This is a genomic window from Paenibacillus haidiansis, assembly GCF_036553665.1.
GTDB classification, from domain to species: Bacteria; Bacillota; Bacilli; order Paenibacillales; family Paenibacillaceae; genus Fontibacillus; species Fontibacillus haidiansis.
Window position 1 is genome coordinate 1 of sequence record NZ_JAZHPZ010000014.1, and the last position, 17,448, is coordinate 17,448.

The 17,448-nt window shown below is 43.2% G+C and carries 20 protein-coding genes; 10 read left to right on the plus strand and 10 right to left on the minus strand.

Annotation, left to right across the window (positions count from 1 at the left end; translation table 11 throughout):
- Positions 1–184: 184 nt before the first annotated feature.
- The 5 genes from V3851_RS20915 (at position 185) to V3851_RS20935 (ending at position 3,831) form a co-directional block, all read left to right on the plus strand.
- A complete protein-coding gene (locus tag V3851_RS20915; protein ID WP_029197844.1) occupies positions 185–391 on the plus strand; it encodes a DUF1657 domain-containing protein in 207 nt (68 codons plus the stop codon).
- Between the two features lie 79 nt (positions 392–470).
- A complete protein-coding gene (locus tag V3851_RS20920; RefSeq protein ID WP_331846715.1) occupies positions 471–1,988 on the plus strand; it encodes a phospholipase D-like domain-containing protein in 1,518 nt (505 codons plus the stop codon).
- A 167-nt stretch (positions 1,989–2,155) separates the two neighbouring features.
- Positions 2,156–2,470 (plus strand): YunC family protein, encoded by a 315-nt coding sequence (locus V3851_RS20925; protein WP_021624005.1) that lies wholly within the window; start codon positions 2,156–2,158, stop codon positions 2,468–2,470.
- A 36-nt stretch (positions 2,471–2,506) separates the two neighbouring features.
- A complete protein-coding gene (gene dpsA, locus V3851_RS20930) occupies positions 2,507–3,433 on the plus strand; it encodes a dipicolinate synthase subunit DpsA (protein WP_331848511.1) in 927 nt (308 codons plus the stop codon).
- Between the two features lie 98 nt (positions 3,434–3,531).
- On the plus strand, positions 3,532–3,831 hold the full coding sequence (locus V3851_RS20935; protein ID WP_246061417.1) for a tyrosine-type recombinase/integrase: 300 nt from the start codon (positions 3,532–3,534) through the stop codon (positions 3,829–3,831).
- 1,035 nt (positions 3,832–4,866) lie between these two features.
- On the opposite strand, the gene V3851_RS20940 is transcribed toward V3851_RS20935, so the two are convergent.
- From V3851_RS20940 to V3851_RS20950, 3 genes are all read right to left on the minus strand, one after another.
- Positions 4,867–5,205, minus strand: coding sequence for a hypothetical protein (locus V3851_RS20940; protein ID WP_128630832.1), 339 nt, complete (start codon positions 5,203–5,205; stop codon positions 4,867–4,869).
- A 59-nt stretch (positions 5,206–5,264) separates the two neighbouring features.
- Positions 5,265–5,582: a hypothetical protein gene (locus V3851_RS20945; RefSeq protein WP_128630831.1), complete on the minus strand. Its 318-nt coding sequence runs from the start codon at positions 5,580–5,582 to the stop codon at positions 5,265–5,267.
- Between the two features lie 81 nt (positions 5,583–5,663).
- Positions 5,664–6,065, minus strand: a complete 402-nt coding sequence (locus V3851_RS20950; protein WP_128630830.1) for an RlpA-like double-psi beta-barrel domain-containing protein — start codon at positions 6,063–6,065, stop codon at positions 5,664–5,666.
- Positions 6,066–6,830: 765 nt separating this feature from the next.
- Between V3851_RS20950 and V3851_RS20955 the strand changes: the two genes are divergently transcribed.
- The 3 genes from V3851_RS20955 (at position 6,831) to V3851_RS20960 (ending at position 8,614) form a co-directional block, all read left to right on the plus strand.
- The gene (locus tag V3851_RS20955) at positions 6,831–7,487 is read left to right on the plus strand and encodes a PBECR4 domain-containing protein (RefSeq protein ID WP_128630829.1); all 657 of its coding nucleotides are present in this window, start codon (positions 6,831–6,833) and stop codon (positions 7,485–7,487) included.
- 204 nt (positions 7,488–7,691) lie between these two features.
- Positions 7,692–7,910 carry a tyrosine-type recombinase/integrase gene (locus tag V3851_RS27010; RefSeq protein WP_178075801.1) on the plus strand — a complete coding sequence of 73 codons (219 nt, stop codon included), beginning with the start codon at positions 7,692–7,694 and terminating at the stop codon, positions 7,908–7,910.
- Positions 7,911–8,290: 380 nt separating this feature from the next.
- Positions 8,291–8,614, plus strand: coding sequence for a DUF2642 domain-containing protein (locus tag V3851_RS20960; RefSeq protein ID WP_128630828.1), 324 nt, complete (start codon positions 8,291–8,293; stop codon positions 8,612–8,614).
- A gap of 587 nt (positions 8,615–9,201) precedes the next feature.
- On the opposite strand, the gene V3851_RS20965 is transcribed toward V3851_RS20960, so the two are convergent.
- From V3851_RS20965 to V3851_RS27015, 5 genes are all read right to left on the minus strand, one after another.
- A complete protein-coding gene (locus V3851_RS20965) occupies positions 9,202–9,408 on the minus strand; it encodes a DUF1657 domain-containing protein (protein ID WP_128630827.1) in 207 nt (68 codons plus the stop codon).
- Positions 9,409–9,547: 139 nt separating this feature from the next.
- Positions 9,548–10,198: a L,D-transpeptidase family protein gene (locus V3851_RS20970; RefSeq protein WP_246061910.1), complete on the minus strand. Its 651-nt coding sequence runs from the start codon at positions 10,196–10,198 to the stop codon at positions 9,548–9,550.
- Between the two features lie 998 nt (positions 10,199–11,196).
- Complete coding sequence (locus V3851_RS20975; RefSeq protein WP_128630825.1) at positions 11,197–11,625, minus strand: cell wall hydrolase; 429 nt, start codon at positions 11,623–11,625, stop codon at positions 11,197–11,199.
- 527 nt (positions 11,626–12,152) lie between these two features.
- On the minus strand, positions 12,153–12,761 hold the full coding sequence (locus tag V3851_RS20980) for a hypothetical protein (RefSeq protein ID WP_128630824.1): 609 nt from the start codon (positions 12,759–12,761) through the stop codon (positions 12,153–12,155).
- Positions 12,758–13,069, minus strand: a complete 312-nt coding sequence (locus tag V3851_RS27015) for a polysaccharide deacetylase family protein (protein ID WP_414859340.1) — start codon at positions 13,067–13,069, stop codon at positions 12,758–12,760. The genes V3851_RS20980 and V3851_RS27015 overlap by 4 nt, the downstream gene beginning before the upstream one ends.
- 308 nt (positions 13,070–13,377) lie before the next feature.
- On the opposite strand from V3851_RS27015, the gene V3851_RS20985 reads away from it, so the two are divergent.
- Both V3851_RS20985 and V3851_RS20990 read left to right on the plus strand, forming a co-directional pair.
- Entirely contained in the window at positions 13,378–13,587 is a 210-nt protein-coding gene (locus V3851_RS20985) for a hypothetical protein (RefSeq protein ID WP_128630823.1), read from the plus strand.
- A 1,367-nt stretch (positions 13,588–14,954) separates the two neighbouring features.
- Positions 14,955–15,566, plus strand: a complete 612-nt coding sequence (locus tag V3851_RS20990; protein ID WP_128630822.1) for a ParB N-terminal domain-containing protein — start codon at positions 14,955–14,957, stop codon at positions 15,564–15,566.
- 639 nt (positions 15,567–16,205) lie between these two features.
- On the opposite strand, the gene V3851_RS20995 is transcribed toward V3851_RS20990, so the two are convergent.
- Both V3851_RS20995 and V3851_RS21000 read right to left on the minus strand, forming a co-directional pair.
- A complete protein-coding gene (locus V3851_RS20995; protein ID WP_128630821.1) occupies positions 16,206–16,535 on the minus strand; it encodes a hypothetical protein in 330 nt (109 codons plus the stop codon).
- A gap of 392 nt (positions 16,536–16,927) precedes the next feature.
- Positions 16,928–17,146: a transposase gene (locus V3851_RS21000; RefSeq protein ID WP_128630820.1), complete on the minus strand. Its 219-nt coding sequence runs from the start codon at positions 17,144–17,146 to the stop codon at positions 16,928–16,930.
- Between the last annotated feature and the right edge of the window lie 302 nt (positions 17,147–17,448).

Consider the following 17,448-nt stretch of genomic DNA (forward strand, 5'->3'; position numbering starts at 1 on the left):
TTTCCTATCTATGTTGGGCTGTACTTGCTGGCTTCAAGCATTGCCAAGAAGGGCATAGATTGCGGTAAGTCTTTTCAGGAAGACTCTAACCCCTGACAATAGCCAATCATCAAATTTTACCATTCATTATTTTTCTGACGGGTTGACATATTACATACGGATGCCATTTCAGGAGGTGATCAACATGACGGTAGCTTCTCAAGTGAAAACAGCTGTAGCTTCATTAAAAAGCGCGCAGGCCAGCTTTGAACAGTTTGCGTTAAATACACAAAACCAGCAGGCCAAAACCACGTTCACAAATGCAGCGCAACAGACACAAAACATTATTGACCAGGTCACTCCACGGTTACAACAAATTGAACAGGAAGAACCGCAGTATAAAGGTTTCTAAAAAAGGCCATGCCGATCTCTTCTCGGCATGGCTGTCCCTTTATTCCCTCGTAGATGACTGGATTGGGAGGCTGATTTTCTTGGCATGGATAGCAGGATTATGGCTAGTAAATACGGCACTATTGATCATTATTGCGGTTCGGGAGGTGCGCCGCCCCGCCAAAGCGTTGACTTGGATATCAGTCGGACTTGTATTACCGATTATCGGATTCGTTTGTTACCTGTTCGTCACGAATCCTGTGCAAATGCGGCGGGACAAGCTCGTTTCTTCGCACAATAACCCGATAGCGTTGCCTCCAGCATGTGGTGACTCCGCTTTTGTTATCGCTCGGGCTTTGCAACCTTTGTCTGTCAGTGGCCTTCGAACCAGTTACGTCCAAATCCTCACGAACGGAATGGAAACCTACGGAAAACTCCTTCAATCAATTCAGGCCGCACAAAAGACAATCGATCTGGAATATTACATATACCGGAATGACCATATCGGTAAACGTATCACAGATGTGCTGATTGACCGGGCTTTATCCGGTGTGAACATTCGTTTTATAAGGGATGGCTGGGGAAGCCGGTCATTTCCCAAACATACGGTTCGCCGGATGATGGAAGCAGGCATTGAATGCAGGACCATCTTTCCCTTGCGATTCCCCTGGGTACTATCCAACTTGACATACCGGGATCATTGCAAGATCGTCATCGTCGACGGAAAGGAAGCCTTCATGGGAGGAATCAACGTTGGGGACGAGTATACCGGAATGAAGCCGGATGTCGGTTTTTGGCGCGACACTCATATGCGGTTAACCGGCGAAACAGCGGATGATGTGAAAGCCGTTTTTGAGGCTCACTGGAAAATGGCGTCACCGGACATGCTCCATTCAACGAGAAAGGCAAAATTTATCCCTGAATCGGCTCAACTTTCAGACGATAAAGCCATTCATCCATTTCCATCCGGCAAAACAGAACGATCCGGATACGGATGGGAATGGGGATCGGAGCTGGGAACGATGGAAGGCACCCACATGGGAAAAGCTTCCCCATCCAAGGATTCGCATAACGTCTATATACAGATATTCGAAGGCAATCCCGGGCTGCCTACTCCGGTCATTCGGGAAATGCATTTCATCTGCCTGACGCAGGCGACCCGAACCATCGACGTGACCAACCCTTATTTTATACCCGATGCGGATATCATGATGGCCATCAAAACAGCCGCGGCGCGTGGCGTTCGAGTGAGATTACTGGTGCCGCGCCAAGTGATTCCTAAAGTTGCAGGAGCTGCAAGCCGTACGTATTATGGCGAACTCGTGGAAGCAGGGATCGATGTGTTTCAGTACAACAAAGGGGTGCTGCACGCGAAAGTCATGATTATCGATGGCGAGATTGCCGAAGTGGGTTCTTCCAACTACGATCTCCGTAGTTACCGTTTAAACTACGAAGTGTGTGCAGTGATGTATCATTCTGATGTGGCCCGGGAGCTTACGGAACAATTCGAACGGGATCTCGCCGAGGCTACTCCATATCGTTTGGAAGATCATATGCATCGTACCTCTTCCGAGCGCATGCTTGATCAAGCAGCGCGTTTGTTATCTCCTTTGTTATAAATCTCAAAAATTACATGGAATTGAATCGAAGTCCAATTACACATGTATATGGCGAAAGGGGAGAAGGCGCCTCCAACGAATACAAGTAATATCGAATTTGGGCAACAGTCTATGGTGCAAATATCACGCCCGGCATATAGTGTAGAAAAAAAGGAGCTGCATCATAGATGATCATGATGAAACCGATTGAAGTTGAAGGTCATCAGGTTATAAGTATCGAGGTCGCCCTGCCCAAAACAACACTTCTGGCCATCACAACCGATCACGGATATATCATGTGCGGAGCGCTTGATATTCGTTTGTTAAATGAGAAATTAAACGATCGCCGCATTGTGGCAGGACGCGCAACCGGGGTACGAACAATAGAGCAATTGCTGGATGCCCCACTCGATATGGTGACCACAGAGGCGGAATTACGCGGAATTTGCCCTGGGATGAAAGGAGCAGATGCGCTTTTAAAGATGGTAAACGAGGTTAGTTAATTTTAAATCCATACTTAAGGAAAGTAGGGGGATTTTTTGTTAACGGGTCTGCATATTGTTTTCCTTGGAGGCGATGCCCGACATCTTGAAATCATTCGGTCATTCACAGACCTGGATGCAAATGTTGTGGTAATCGGTTATGAAGATTTGCACGAACAACTTCTTGAAGTTCAGCATTCCAAGCTTACGAGGGAGGTGCTTCGCAATGCTGATGTATTGATATTACCGGTTGTCGGTACAGACGACCATGGCAGAGTAGAGTCTTCATTTTCATCTGAAACGTTATTGCTGAACAAGGAATATATGTCTTCCTTGCCGAAACACGCAAAAGTCTGTACTGGCATAGCCAAGTCTTACTTGAGGAACCTTTGCGTAGAACTAGGAATAGATCTGATTGAATTATTCAGCAGGGACGATGTTGCCATATACAATTCCATTCCCACTGCGGAAGGCGCCTTATTGATGGCCATTCAACATACGGACATTACCATACATGGTTCGCGTTGTATGGTGCTGGGTTTGGGGAGAATCGGTCTTACGTTAGCCGGCATGCTTCACCGCCTGGGAGCACACGTCAAAGCGGGGGTTCTGAAACCGGAGCAGTTTGCACGTGCATGGGAGATGGGGATTGAGCCGTTTTATACGAAAGATTTGTACGATGAAGGCGTAAATGTGGATATTATTTTTAACACGGTTCCGGAGCAAATCCTTACTTCTCGTGTGTTGACCCGTATTCCGCATCACGCTATTATTATTGATTTGGCTTCCAAACCAGGTGGGACCGATTTTCGTTTTGCCGAAAAACGTGGAATCAAGGCCTTGTTGGCACCAAGTTTACCGGGATTGGTCGCCCCAAGAACGGCTGGACGTATATTGGCGAGAACGTTATGTCAATTGATCCAGGACGAACGGAGTCAAAATCGAGAGCAAATGGATATACTTGCTTGTCCTTCCGGGTTATGAGATCGCGAACGATGGAACCGATCCATCGTTTTTTTTGAGTTTCAGCGTGCATCACTGAATAAACGGGGCAGGATTGTTCAGTCATTTACTCGAATACTTTGAAGAAAAAACATGCGGTCTATTTATTTGAATCATCGTGGAAGAAAAAGTACACGGATCGGGGAATACGGAAGATTTTGGCCAAATATTCGGAGGAAGCTAAACTTGCTCAAAACCTGTCGCCACACAAGCTGCGTCATTTTCTGTTGACCTGGCTCAAAAAGCAGGGCATCGATGACGCGCTCATACAACCGTACTCCGGTCATGAAAGCCGGAAGTCATTGGAAATCTATTCGAAGCTTGCAATCACCGATGCCCAGCAGGAATATAACGAGGTTATCAATAAATTTCCCATTTAATTTACATCTACTTTGCCCTTGGTGACAGCTACGCTGGTACTACCCCTTCTAAAGGTTTGTTTTGGGAGTACCGGGGGTAGCCTTGAATTAAGGAGCGTGTATATGGCATGATTAGACGGATAGCAGGTAGGAAAGACTGCGGAAACTGTTACAGGTTATTTAAGCCATTCGAAACAGTGCATTATCTTGGGATCGATAATTGCAGTTATTGCGCTGAATGTCGTGAAAAACTTCGTCCTGGTGAAAAGGATGATCCTCACGATCACGGCGGATGGGTTCCGGCTATCTACGTTGGATTTAATGAGGAAGGGCGAAATCATATTCTACAGCTCATTAAACTGTGGAATGAGGAGAATCAAGAAAAAACCGTATCGAAGTATCAGAATGATAGGATACACCTTTGAAAAAAAATGACTTTCCCAATTCCCGGGAAAAGTCACAAAAAAGAGGGTGTCCGTTGTCGCCCACCCATTTTACCATAATGTCCCTTTGCAGTCGCTAGGCATCAGCCGGCGGCTTTTTCGTTTTTATGTGAAGCCTGTAAGGTGGGAGTGGCCACGCGGCCAAAAGAGATCGGATTGGCCAAGCACAACAGCAAAAGTGTTTGGTCAGGTTGAATGTACAGCGATCTGCAGCATAGGTCGTATCAAAGAATTTCTTCGAAGTTATTTCCAGTGGATAAATTGATCGATATGGTGATACCGGTTTTATTTAAACAATAATTTTTAACTGTCCCTCATTGAAGCCACTGAAAAGTTGTTAATAATCCCTTTATCCTTTGACCATATTTTTTGAATTTTATCCTCAATTGTATCATACCGATAAAGATTTCTTTGCTTAGCTTTTGTTCCATGATCATCTTGAAGAACATTATACTTCTGAGGTACTCCAATAAAATAAATAAATCTGTCGTCTGAAGAGGAAATGTTGTTGGAGGCTCAAAAGTTCCTTACTGGATGATGAGAGTATCGGGTTAATAGCTCCATTGTTAGTGTTCATTTCATAAATTAAAAAATTGGCATCATCTCTGGCTTCTCATTTTACTGAAAATATGATTTTACTTCCATTTGAATTAACTGAAAAGTCTTGGATATGTTTTCGAATAAACCCTACATTCTTTAATTTAAACCCATTTGGATTGTAAATGCTGAACGTATATGGTTTAAATGGTCCCTGATTTTGATTAAAATCTTCTATATTTTGATGCGACTCTGTTTCAGAAAAGCTAGGAACGTACACATTTCCATTTGGACTTACACTAAAATTTTTGACACTCGTATCTTTTTCATCGCTATTCCAAACGTTCATTTCCTTCGATTTTAAGTCATATACGGCGATATGGAAATTCCGGTCTCCATTTAATAAAACACGCATGTAAATCTTCTCTCGTTCTTCGTCTAATTTCAAATAATCAATAGAAGAAAAGTCTGTTGTTAACTGTTGCTTATCCTTATTTTCAAGATTGATTTTAAAAAGCTGCGTTGATGATTAGAATCAAAATCAGTAAAAAATAAGTTCTTATTATTCCCTGTCAAGGCAGCAGTTGGGTAGTCCGCCGCACTTTTGGTATATACAACATGATTTTTCCCCTTAAAAAAATTAATATATGTAACTTTAAGTTCTTGGCTAGTGAATGTGATCAGTAACTTGTCGCTACTTAATTGCTTCGCGCTACCCTTATCCAATATAAACCTAGCAGCACATGCTAAGAGAAATAAACAAAAAATAGTATATAATATAGCTCTTTTCACATCTATTTTCCGCCTTTTAAAAACAGAAGTAAAGAGAATAATTCTCTCTACTTCTGTATAGTCTATACTACGCCAGTATTTTTAGCTGCTGTAAGAGTAATAACCATTATAGATGTAGCCATTAATCAGGTTTGCACCGAGTACTTGCTCAAAAACATAGGGCATAATATCTAAAATAACCGAGGAGCTTGATCCCCCCAAGGATCCAGTATCCCACTTTTCCAGTGCAGCCACTTTACCATTATCCAGATTTTTCACCAGGATCTGCGTTCCGTTGGGTGGGTTATCAAATCCAATTTTAGTTGCACAATCATAGTTACCTAAAATGTGGTAGTTACCATTACCATAATCAACGGTTTTTCCTACGCCATTGTACCAAGAAATTTTTCCATGAGCTGATAAGGCATAAGTGTTATTTGAAGGATAGAATGCTAAAGCAAACATAAACATGAACGCGATTCCCATTGCCAGTAATCTTTTCATTGTTTACCTCCAATATATATGCTTTTTTAATGACTAGTTTGGGGAAACTAGTTTTTTCTTTTACCCAGCGCTAGGTACTTATATATTCGTTGACCTAAAGACAATTTCTTCTATTTATTGAAAAAAATATATGTTCGATGCGATAAGGGACTAAAAGGAGAAAAATTGTGGTAGGGTACGAGTGGACGTTATTCGAACCGGTCTTGCGCAGTGTGAGCGGAGCCTAGTCCTTTCAACCACGATATCTTGAAACCAAACAAAACGTACAAATGGAGAAAATCATGACCACTCGCTCCAACGGGGTGGAACGGACATTTTCCGATATGCCGATGGGGGCAGTGAGAGTTCTCTCCAGTGGCTGTAAGGCAGTTTTTAAGTGGTCTTCATTGTTTTGAAAATCACTGCTCACGGCGGTGATGGTTGAGTACCCTTTATTTTTGTTCCTCGATTCCATCGATTATCCGACCGCGTGGTTGAGCCACAGCTCGGACAACTTCAATGACCGTCATATGACGGTCATGCAAAGGACTTCCCCCACTTAGAAGAAGGAAAACCCATTGACTATAAGCATAATCTGCTGTAAAATAGACTATAGTAAACGTAAGGGCGCAAGCCATCCGGAACGACAGCTCTGGATTCTCCGCCGGGGGGACGTTAAAAAATACCGTGTAGTCGAGGATTTGGCTGTCTCTATTTTTTTAAAACTGTCAGCTCTGATGATGAAAGTCATCAGAGCTTTATTATTTTTATTTAAGGGGACTACCTATGGCTTTGCTAGATTTGCCCGGCTTACTTGCGCTCCAGGTAAAACCAACAATAAATCAAATTGACTTGCCTCTTCTGCAGCAGTTTTACGAAACCCAACTTAGCCCAAATACATATATCTACAATCTCTCTTCAGGAGAGCAGATTAGACTCAAATTCGAGCCCCACCGTTTTTGCCACCTTCTTGGCATCGAAAGCATTGTTCAAAAAGCTTTACATTGGTCGAAACACAAAGAGTACAAAGGCCGTCTTGGATGGGATAATATAAAGAATGGATCGCTCAACTTTAAACACCTCAAAGACAAAGCCGGGAAGGCCGAGTTCAATAGTAAAAAAGATAAGATGCTTTACTTTTATCTTCTTCCCAATCTTCTTAATTCCGCAACAATAATGATTAAGTTTAATCCAGTACCTGGGAGTAGTGTCCAATGCGAATTGTTGCTCTACAATCAGCTTGAAGGGGTTTATTTGCATCTAGGTATTGAAAAAGAAGACGATGGAAAAAGCTATTTTCCTCGAACATTTCTTATTGAACGCATCACGGCATCTAATCCAGGAACACGGTTCATTGATGGACAACCTGACACGAAAACCGTAGTTAGCTTCGAAGTACTCGAAACTGACGGGGATGCGCAAAAGTCCTTATCCATTCCTTAATAACTGATCTCGCCATGATTGGATTGTTACAATTCTTCCAGTCGATTCGTTGGATAGCAACGTAGCAGGCAACCGCATATTCATGGTTTTCATGAGCCCTTAAGCGCTCCAAAAAGTTATGTGGTGAAGGTACTAATCAAGTGAGCCAGATACATATACGACTTTACCGCTTAAGTCATATCCAGTAATTTTGATAGGCGGGTATTGCGTGCAGCCCCGTATGTATTTGTCAGCCAACGATCGGATAAATGTACGACACGAGCAATTCAGCATTTGATCGAAAAATACCGGGCCCGTACGTGTCATGCCCTGAGACACACCTTTGGACACGACCTTGTTACTTCAGATCCGCCGGTTCCTTTAGATGTGGTAGCTATGCTCATTGGGCATTCAAAGAAGACGGAACCCCCAACATTGAAATGACCATGATTTACACTACACCAGGTTATGATGATTTAAAAAAGGCTGTAGAATCGATCAGTTGATTTTAGTCGCACGCTCATGAATTAGCTGTTATTACAAAAAGGCTTCTCCTTCCCAGTTATATGAGCTTCATTTTACTTCTAATAGGGGTACCGCGCGGAAAACGAACGTTAAAAAATAAAATCAAGTCAGCACTATGAAAAATGCGCACGCTAAGATACTTCGAAATATATCATCAGCATCAGGATATAAGGGGTCAGCCGACATTTTATCGAGTATACGTTATAATGTCGCCGTCATTACTCGTTGGAACCAACACATAGGTTTTTGTCATATGTTATGAAGTGTCTTTAATTTATGACAAAGGAGTATGCAAATACATGAATAGATTTGTGTACTTTGGCTATCCACAAGCCTATGCCTCATTCCCAGCTTCGAAATATTATCGAAATGAAGATTTACAGCGCAAGGAAACTTTGGTATTGCCGAAAAATGTTATGTACATGACACCTGTGGAACCCAAATTTACTGAGAATTTGATCCAACACATAGGTTTAATGATTGTCATCACGACAACTGTTGGCAAATTGGTCGGTACCTTGGATGATGTTTTTATTGATCACGTAGCTCTTATGGTTCATGGAAAACAGCATCACATTCGATTATGTGAAATTGTTTATTTTGAAATAGCAGAAGAGAAATAAGTGGGTCGGACTTCATCAGTAGAGATGATGCCGTCACAATAGCTTCTCCTATGCAGAGGTAATTTGAATGGAAAAACGCGGTCAATCACCGCAGAATTGAGTTTTGTGCATTATAGAGGAATCTAGCTATTTCATAGCGAGCACTTATTGGAGAGGATCCTCGAATCATGGGCGCCTCTCGCTTCTGGCTTTGGAAATGCCGCTTTTTAGGCAGCTGCAGCCTCTGCGATCCACCCTTTACCCGTTGCAGTCACGGTCTAAATTCATGGAGTGGGGTAGTTATCAAAGGTGGTGTCATATATTTTATTTTAGGCTTAGCAGTGCTGTGGTCTAATATCATGAAGAGGCTAAATTTGGGAGCAATGACCTGAAAAAATGCAATCTGTAAAGAATGCAATCTTAGCGTGATGGTAAGGAATATGTAGGGAATTCATGATCATTTTGCAAAAAATGAAGAGTCCGTTGAAAATGCTAAGCCTTAACATATTTGAATGATTAACATTATCCCCCCAATGAGGGGGGTCCGCGTTTGGTACATAGATCTAACATCTGAGCTCAAGTTCAACGCTTCAATATAGGATTACATCCTAAAACCCTTTGTATTGAGGTTCTTCTTTTTCTAGCTGTTGAACCCGGCTCTCCACCTGCTGTACGATCTGGCCAGTTTGCTGGGCCGCCTGAGTAAACAGGTTTTTCGCTTCCTGGTTTTGTGTGCTAAGAGCAAAAGTCTCCAAGCTAGCCTGGGCACTTTTTAGGGAAGCAAGTGTTGTTTTGACTTGAGAAGAAACTGTCATCACTTTCACCTCCTTTATAGAACAGTACCAACATAATCTAACCGGAAGAGGATCAAAAAATTCATGAAACAGGGTATTGTAAGCTTTTTGAGTAAAAGGATCAATATCTCCCTATCCTCAACATCATTGTTTTACCTAATTATTCGATGAGCCCGAGCTCCTCGTATACCTTTGATGAGACTACCCCGTTTTGAATAAGATGATGATCCCGTTGGAATTTTCTTAGGGCTATGGTTGTATCTGAGCGAAACTTACCATTACAAACCCCGGTAAAGTATCCAGCACTTTTTAATCTTGATTGAACCAGTTGAACGCCTCCGCCGACGTCTCCCTCAGCCAAGTTTCTTGCGTCTTGGTTGGGGTCCCCTAGGACATGACCATAAATTGTTACTTTTGTTCCGATCGGGATCATATTGAACAGTTCCTTTACGTCGTTATTGCGCATACGTATGCATCCGTGACTAAGGTGTTGTCCAATGGAGTATGGATTGTTCGTGCCATGTATACCATAAGTTCCCCAAGGGACATTCAATCCAAGCCAGCGTGGACCAAATGCAGCCCCCCAGTTTTTACCCTTATACACGATTTGGTACTCTCCAATTGGGGTCGGGGTTGTTGGATTTCCAACGGCTACAGTGTATTCCTTAATCGTCTGATCTTTCGACCGTACAACTAAACGGTGGTCAGATGGATATACATCGATGGAGATACTCCCCTGATCTGCCACGATGGGCAGGGAGGAATCGGCATAAGTATATAAAGTCTTTCCTTCGAAAACCATAAAAGCCATCAGCAGAAAAATAAGGAGTTTGTAAGTAAATTTAAATCGTGTCATTGTTAATCCTCTGGCTCTTTTCCTTGTGCTTTAGTTTTGCTTATTTTTTAACAATTGGATCCATTTTATTCGAAGTCATAAATGTATCCCCGAGACTCCGTATTCAGTATGCTTCATTCGCAAGCAATGGCATCGAAATATAAGTCAACCATGAATAGGATGGAAATCAAGGATTGAAAGGGGAATAATCAAGAATTGTCAGGAACCATGTCAAGCCATTATGCATAACATATATTACTCCGCTCTTGAGTAATTATTAGACCGGCCCGTGACTGCAACGGCATAAAGAGTGTGATCGCAGGGGTCGCTGCTACCCAAGTAAAGCGGCATGTTATTTGTTAGGGCTTCAATAAGGAACCTTCAGGAACTGGTGGAGACTGTTGGGGAATCTGATGAATCGCTCATCTTCATTAAGTCAGATCCGAATTATTGAAGCCTACGGATAGTTAACATAAAATGGGCTGAGCGGACTTGTAGTGGAGAGCATTTGAAGTGAAACGGATCTAGAAGGGCCTTTCTGAGCGCTAATTGTTTGCGCTCATTTTTTTGCGGAATTCTATACATATTTCACTGTGAATGAATAATGGCATGAATAGAAAACTTGGGTTAACTTTGCTTCTGGCCCCGAGCAAATTACAGAAGCAGAATTTAGGGTCTACTAAAACCATTTCAAAGCAACGTGAGGACATCACAGGGACCTAACGAAGATTGGGAGCTCGGAACATTGGTGCTGGGGAATCTTCTACAAGTGAGCATCCGTAGTTCCAGGAAAAGCATGAGCCATCAAATAGCCCCCACCTAATGATGGAAGGCAGATTTAGCTTATGCCAGTTGTTACCATAGGGTGGGGGCAAAGACGCTTGATCAAAGTTCTGAGACCTTCCGTTCCTTAACAAGGGTTGCTTTGCCCAAGGCTACAAAACAAAAAATGGCCAAGATTCTCATTCCGTCGCTTAGTATGTTTGATATATATGCTCGCAGGTTTCTGCTGTTGGCTCATAAAAACAATGACTCTTATAACGCCCTACAAGCGGTTGATTGTACCAAGTTTCCGGACAATTCCCTGAAGGCTTGAAATACCACAGGCTAAATTTAGCAGGCCAAAACCGTTCCCCATTTACCGCTCGTCTTGCTAATCGTCTTTCTCTGTCTCTTGCCGATTGATAAAAGTATCCGTGAATTAATGCTTCAAACGCGTGGGGTTGGTAAATCATTTGTGGAATCGTTCGAATTCCTTTGAAATCAGAGCAATTTGAAATTATACGATTAATTCCTACATTCCCTACAAGCATCATCCCCCTTTGGCCCTCGCCTTCAGCCTCCGCACGGAGCAGTCTTGCTAGCAAGGCGATATCTTGATCTCTTGCTTTGACAACCGCCATGAAATCACACCTCTTCCCTTATTGGATTAACCTTAACATATGTAGGGGAAAACGAACTTATGAGAAAAATGCCGAAGTTTGTATTTTGAAATGGAATCAAGCGAGAATAGTGTCTCGGGGGAAAAAGTGGCTTTTGGCTCGTTTCATTGCGCAATGATCGAAAAAAACAGGGTATACCAAAAGAGGAAGTTAAGTTCCCGTCATGAATACGTGGCGATCCCACCAATTTCACCCTAATCGTGATAGTAGTCGCTTTTTGACGAACCCAAACAAGGTGTTAGCCTAGGGGAACTAGTGATTCACCGCTCGGTTTGTTGTCGATCTGCTATAACAATATACTTGGGGCGATACACGGTTCGCTGATCATTGGGAATTCCCTTCGCCCTTCACTGACAGATGGGATATAATTTTCAAAACAGCTCCCAAATAAAAAGCCCACCGTGGGTTAGCAGACGGGCCATTTAACTGGGAACACGATTTTACAGGGATAGGGGGGATTTTGAGGAGATAAGGTCCATTCCGGATGGCTACTTATTTGGAATGGACCTCGATCGCAAATTGTAAAGCCGTTCTTTAACCCAAACGTTCTTAAATTCTTCCGGGAACAGACCCCGTTTTAGTGTCTCAAGGCAAGTTAACCCCCCATCAATGAGGGTGAATCCCTCCTGGTATTTTAAGCTGTATGCTGCACGCATCGCGGGATCGTGGTTTTTCTGATACTGCGAGAAGTAGCCCATGCTTTGTTCCAATGCCTTAAAACCCATCGTGAAAAACAGGTGGATTTCCTTCATTGCATCCCTAGTTTCGTGCGAAAATCCATCTGGGATTTTCATTCCAGAGAAAGAATCCGACGTTTCCCCAAATACTTCCCCTGCGGTTGAAATCGTTGCCGAAAGATTGTCGATGCTTTTAGCATTATTGAGTTTAGCGCTCTGTTCAATCCGTATATGGATTTTCTGTTTTTCCAGCGGCTCGAGACCATGATCAATCAAGTTGTAAATTATACTTTCATGGGCGTGAAATTGCTCCTCTTGTGACGGTTTCCCCGCCAAGACGGGGTAAAAAGGAGTTAGGAAAAAAAGGACCAGTGTGGCGTAAATAATCGTACTGACGCATAATCTTTGTGATTTTTTCATACTAAGTACCCCCCCGGAAGATCAAGTAGTTCAGGAATCGTCATCACCAGCCTAACACCGCCGTTTCGCAGTTTTTTGATATTAGGCAGCACCTGAATGGTGCTTGTTAGGCACTCGCCGCTCCAACCCGATATGAGCCTTGTGACTTTGTGTGTTTTCGTGACCTGATTCCGAAAATCAACATCGCTTAATTTAGGTGAATTCGCGTGGTTGAAAGAATGGTTACCCACCATATGACCCTCGCTAATCATTCGGGATGGGCCTCTAATCGGTTGAACAACCCGAGAAAGGAAATGAACCAAATGCATTTCATCGTCAATGACTCCTCGCTGATATAATTCTGAACACAGTTAATCTCCCCATCCACTTTTGGGAATATACCCCGGCATCAAGGCCATTTTTTGGTTCCCACTTCAAAAAGGAGGGTATAATGACAGTCATCGTGAAAGTTAAAAGCCCTGGTACCGAGTAGGTATGGGGCTAACGAACTTTGAGGCGAATGTATTTTTTTCTGGGGCCCCCATCACCTAGGCAAACACCGTGTGCATTATGGGTATTTCTCCATAGACTAATGTGGAAATATAAAATTGGTTCATCTTCTTAAGGAGGAATTTCAATGAATCATTTCGTACACTATGCAATGCCGATGTATACGCAAGACCATGCCACTTATTACCGGCAAATGTACGAATGGCATATGAAAATGCAACATTATCAAGAACAACTGCGTAGCTTCCATTTGGAACGGGCGAAGTACTTTCAGGGTATGGCGGAAGAAAGGGAAAAGGAGGCATCTACTAAATCCAATGATGGGCCTGCCGCTTAAGGGTAAGACTCGGATCGTTCGGTGGCTCCGAAAAAGATGGAGTGCCTTCATAAAAGACATCAATGCAAAAAACGCTATGCCCCTGACTTTCGCCTCCGTGGGACTTTTCATACTATAAAGAAAGGAAATAAAACTCGCTCACTTCTAAAAAAGCAGTGGCACTCTGGAACCAAAAGGTTCTAGAATGCCACTGCTTTTTATGTAGTAGACCTTTCCGTTACATCCCCGAAAAGGTTTGAAATTAGCGTCATGACTTTCCAGCCGTTAGTATGGTAAAGCAACTTGCATACCTTTCCGCTTTCCTGTTGCTTGTTTTTGCTTTGACCAGTTTATATCTAGCCTGTAGGGACATTCAAGGAGGGGACGAGCCTGAAGAACTGCTTTGAAAAAGTGGAGCCGATGAAGGCGCCACTTTTTACCCTAATGTGTGTAACCGGTCCCAATGCCCAATTGACGGGTGCAGCGGCCGGAAAACGGGATATCTTCTTACCAACGAAAAAAAGCCTAAATAATTAATCAATGCCATACATAGTTCCATCCCGGAAAGGGTAAGGTGTTTCATTTTTTGTGCCTAGCAGGTAATCGACTTACGCGGCCAAGTTTCCTGTGTCAAGCGAGGCGAGACCCATTCCTGCAGGGCAGAGGTACCCTCATTTTGTTTTCGTGACGGGCCAAAAACTTCAACTTTCGTCTTTTACAAAATTCCGCCGTGAGCGGCTTGGGTCATATTCAATTTAGGATAAGTTTGTTTCGATTAAACAGGACTGTTAGACATCCAACGTTTACCCCATTATGAATTCCAGCGTCCGATTGGTACAACAAGAGGGAAAATAGAAGATGGTTGTGTAATCATGGTGGGTTTTAGCGGACCATGACAGGCCATAGGACCAAGAAGCCTGCCACCAAGCCCACTCCGGCTAAGGATGGGCATGTGCATTCCCGGTCTGTTCTGTTGACATATTCAACACTTGGCTAGGCGTAAATATGTTAGAAGGAAAACTGCTGCAGTTCCGAATCGACAACAGGTTAAGTTACGGAAGTTGTGTGTTGTTTACTTCGTATAAATATCTCTGAGATGTATGAGCGGATGAGCACTAGCGGAGGCAATACAAAATATTGAACGTGAGCCCAAAAGTGAAAGCGAAAGGGATTAGACCGCCTTAAAAGGAGAAGAAGGGAGAGGGGTTACCGCGGGAATTGAAACCTAGATAGGAATGGGTGAGGGATCCATGGCCGCAAGAATCACGATTACGGGTGAGGTCTCGAGCGTTCGTAAGATTGAGAACCCCCAAGATCAAAATACAGATTGGTATTGTTTGGATTTAACGACATGGGGGACAGGAGCAGCACTGCCGGAGGGCCTACCTATGCCGAGTAAGGATATCCTGTTTACGGTGCTCCTGGATAAAAAACAGTACGATAAGGTATCTCAGGAGTCGAAAGCAGCACAATTGGGACTAATCGGTGGAAGGGTCCTGATCCAATGTGAAATTACCCTGGATTTGTCCTTTAATGTATTAGAAGGTGATGATATGGGGATTATTGCGTTTCAGGTCGAGTTCCTGGCAGCAAAAAAGGCAGCGGATTTTGCTAACCAAGAAAAGCAGAAGGTAGTCGGCAGGTCAATTTCTCCAGCAGCTCCAGCGGTAGCCGCGCCCAAAAGGCGTCTTCCTAAAAGCCCGATGAAGATTTACTCCATACAGATTCCGTATGAATTCTTCCCACCAAGGGAAGAGAAGATCCTGCGTGCGGTTGAATATTATGAGGAGCATGGTGAATTTGATCAGAAGATTCTACTCGAAAAAGGGAACGATGGATGGGTTCTTCGGGATGGGTACTCGCGGTACCTCGCAGCTAAAAGGCTCGGGTTGGATGAGGCAGACGTAGGATTATATGGGGGAAGAATGAAGCCAGCGGGGACTCCGAGTATCCCGCCTAGGGGCGAGGCATCCTTTTGGATTCCTGTCGTGTTGTCATGAGTGGCAAATCTTACGAACACATGAGGCAGAAACATGTGTTATTTGGAATCCTAGCTGTTGACTTATGATGCTTGAATTCCCCCAAAGCACAGACTTTGATGTACCAACTGTTTTGCCAGAACCCCTCCCTTGATGCCGCTATCATCATCAGGAGAAAAAGGTAAAAAGACTTACATAAACAGGATCACTCCTTCTCTCACGTCACGCCTCTACTCTATTTGAAAGCGATGATCCATTTGATAAGTGATCCAATCTTTAACTTTCTTTAATCTGGAGTGAAACGCGACAACGAAAAGACCCGACCGTTGGTACTCGAAGAAATGCACCCTTTTGATGTTGGCAATAGCTTCCTCATAGCTTTGGAATTTCAAATCAACAAACAGAAGATGATCCATGCCTTGTCGCACATATTCTACGTCTTTCCAACAATTCAACGGCACATTGGCGAACTGCCATGGCTGAAATTCACCGGGATAAAGGGGCATTTACCACCTGGTAGGGGGAACTACCGAATGTGTCCAAAATACCTATTAGCCGGTTCCGTTAAAAAAATCCGGTATTGATCCGTTGGGGAATATCAGAAATAGGGATCCTTTCGATTTCATCAATAACATATTTAACAGTATTAATGGCTCGTTGTCAGCCCTTTTCTCCTATCCAGTATCCGTTGGAAACTTGTTTGAAATCCCAAGGGAAAAATTGGCCCGGATATGAAAGCTCAATCAGTTCGGTATAATTCAATCCTTGAATTTTGGCCGGTGGATTTAACCGGTTTTTCCATAATAGTTCTGCTGTAATTTGCTTTGGGATTTTTTCGGTGGGAATATTTAAAAGGTCTTCAATGATATACCTGGTCAGTTCAACGAGATGCTGCTTTCCTGGTTCACCAACAAAGTAATGGTTTGGAAAGCGTTTTCTCGTCCCTTGCTGGATTTCATGGAATAGCATAATCACCTCTGAGCTGTTCATTGCCTCAATCCCTTCTAAAAAAAGTCTTATTATCATTTTCTCCTTTTGGTTTATTTATCATACAGCGGGGGACTATGAACCTTTTCACCGGCAATTGAATACACTATCTTGCGTTATTCATAACAACATTGAAGGAAAGTCAGGCCCTAAATAGCCTCCCTTAACACGGAGGCTATTTAGGTTTCGATGATTGGTACCTGTGGGACCAGATACCAGAGCGATTTTTTGGTGATCGTTTTGGTTCTTTAAGAATCGTATGAATTTTGGATACGGCCCGACATGGACCACAAACAATCATCTTGTTGTTAAACTGATCGAGCACACTGTGGGCAGCCTGTCTATAAGGTCTCCCTTGTATCCGAAAGAAACGACCCTTTATAGTCGTTAGGCCTTTATAAGATGGAGTTAAGGTTTGGCGGGTGTGATCGTTTATCAGCAAACGACCGCTCTTCCTGATGTCGCTTTACCCACACTTCGACTTGTGTTTTGCTTCGTAAACCTAACCGCTCAGCAACGGTTCTATATCCTAACCCTTCCTCCAAATAAAGTCGTACAGCCTCCTCTTTGATCTTCATGCTGTAACGATTAAATGTTGTCCCTTTCTTTGCCATAACAAAAGTCCCCTCCAGTCGATGCAGCCTCCGAAAGTAGTATTCATTTGAAGCCCTAATAATGCTACACACCAGTTTATTTTGGTAAATAGGCACCCTCTGTCGATCACTTTTCTCGGCGAATTCACGGGCCGGTAACGGAATTGCAAGAGTGGAGCAATGTATGATATGCCTATTCGCTTGGCTTTGTTACTTCGAACCAGGTTCACACTCACTGGTTTCATACCGCGTTCTGTCATTGACTAACAACGGTAAACTGCACAGTCATCTTCTGAATATCAGCATACATTCTCCATGTACCA

Bases quoted from the DNA above. Each gene is read 5' to 3' on its own strand.
- V3851_RS20915 (WP_029197844.1), top strand. From the start codon at position 185: ATGACGGTAGCTTCTCAAGTGAAAACAGCTGTAGCTTCATTAAAAAGC.
- V3851_RS20925 (WP_021624005.1), top strand. From the start codon at position 2,156: ATGATCATGATGAAACCGATTGAAGTTGAAGGTCATCAGGTTATAAGT.
- V3851_RS20940 (WP_128630832.1), bottom strand. From the start codon at position 5,205: ATGCGTGTTTTATTAAATGGAGACCGGAATTTCCATATCGCCGTATAT.
- V3851_RS20950 (WP_128630830.1), bottom strand. From the start codon at position 6,065: ATGAAAAGATTACTGGCAATGGGAATCGCGTTCATGTTTATGTTTGCT.
- V3851_RS20955 (WP_128630829.1), top strand. From the start codon at position 6,831: ATGGCTTTGCTAGATTTGCCCGGCTTACTTGCGCTCCAGGTAAAACCA.
- V3851_RS20960 (WP_128630828.1), top strand. From the start codon at position 8,291: ATGAATAGATTTGTGTACTTTGGCTATCCACAAGCCTATGCCTCATTC.
- V3851_RS20965 (WP_128630827.1), bottom strand. From the start codon at position 9,408: ATGACAGTTTCTTCTCAAGTCAAAACAACACTTGCTTCCCTAAAAAGT.
- V3851_RS20970 (WP_246061910.1), bottom strand. From the start codon at position 10,198: ATGGCTTTTATGGTTTTCGAAGGAAAGACTTTATATACTTATGCCGAT.
- V3851_RS20975 (WP_128630825.1), bottom strand. From the start codon at position 11,625: ATGGCGGTTGTCAAAGCAAGAGATCAAGATATCGCCTTGCTAGCAAGA.
- V3851_RS20980 (WP_128630824.1), bottom strand. From the start codon at position 12,761: ATGAAAAAATCACAAAGATTATGCGTCAGTACGATTATTTACGCCACA.
- V3851_RS27015 (WP_414859340.1), bottom strand. From the start codon at position 13,069: ATGCATTTGGTTCATTTCCTTTCTCGGGTTGTTCAACCGATTAGAGGC.
- V3851_RS20985 (WP_128630823.1), top strand. From the start codon at position 13,378: ATGAATCATTTCGTACACTATGCAATGCCGATGTATACGCAAGACCAT.
- V3851_RS20990 (WP_128630822.1), top strand. From the start codon at position 14,955: ATGCCGAGTAAGGATATCCTGTTTACGGTGCTCCTGGATAAAAAACAG.
- V3851_RS20995 (WP_128630821.1), bottom strand. From the start codon at position 16,535: ATGAACAGCTCAGAGGTGATTATGCTATTCCATGAAATCCAGCAAGGG.
- V3851_RS21000 (WP_128630820.1), bottom strand. From the start codon at position 17,146: ATGGCAAAGAAAGGGACAACATTTAATCGTTACAGCATGAAGATCAAA.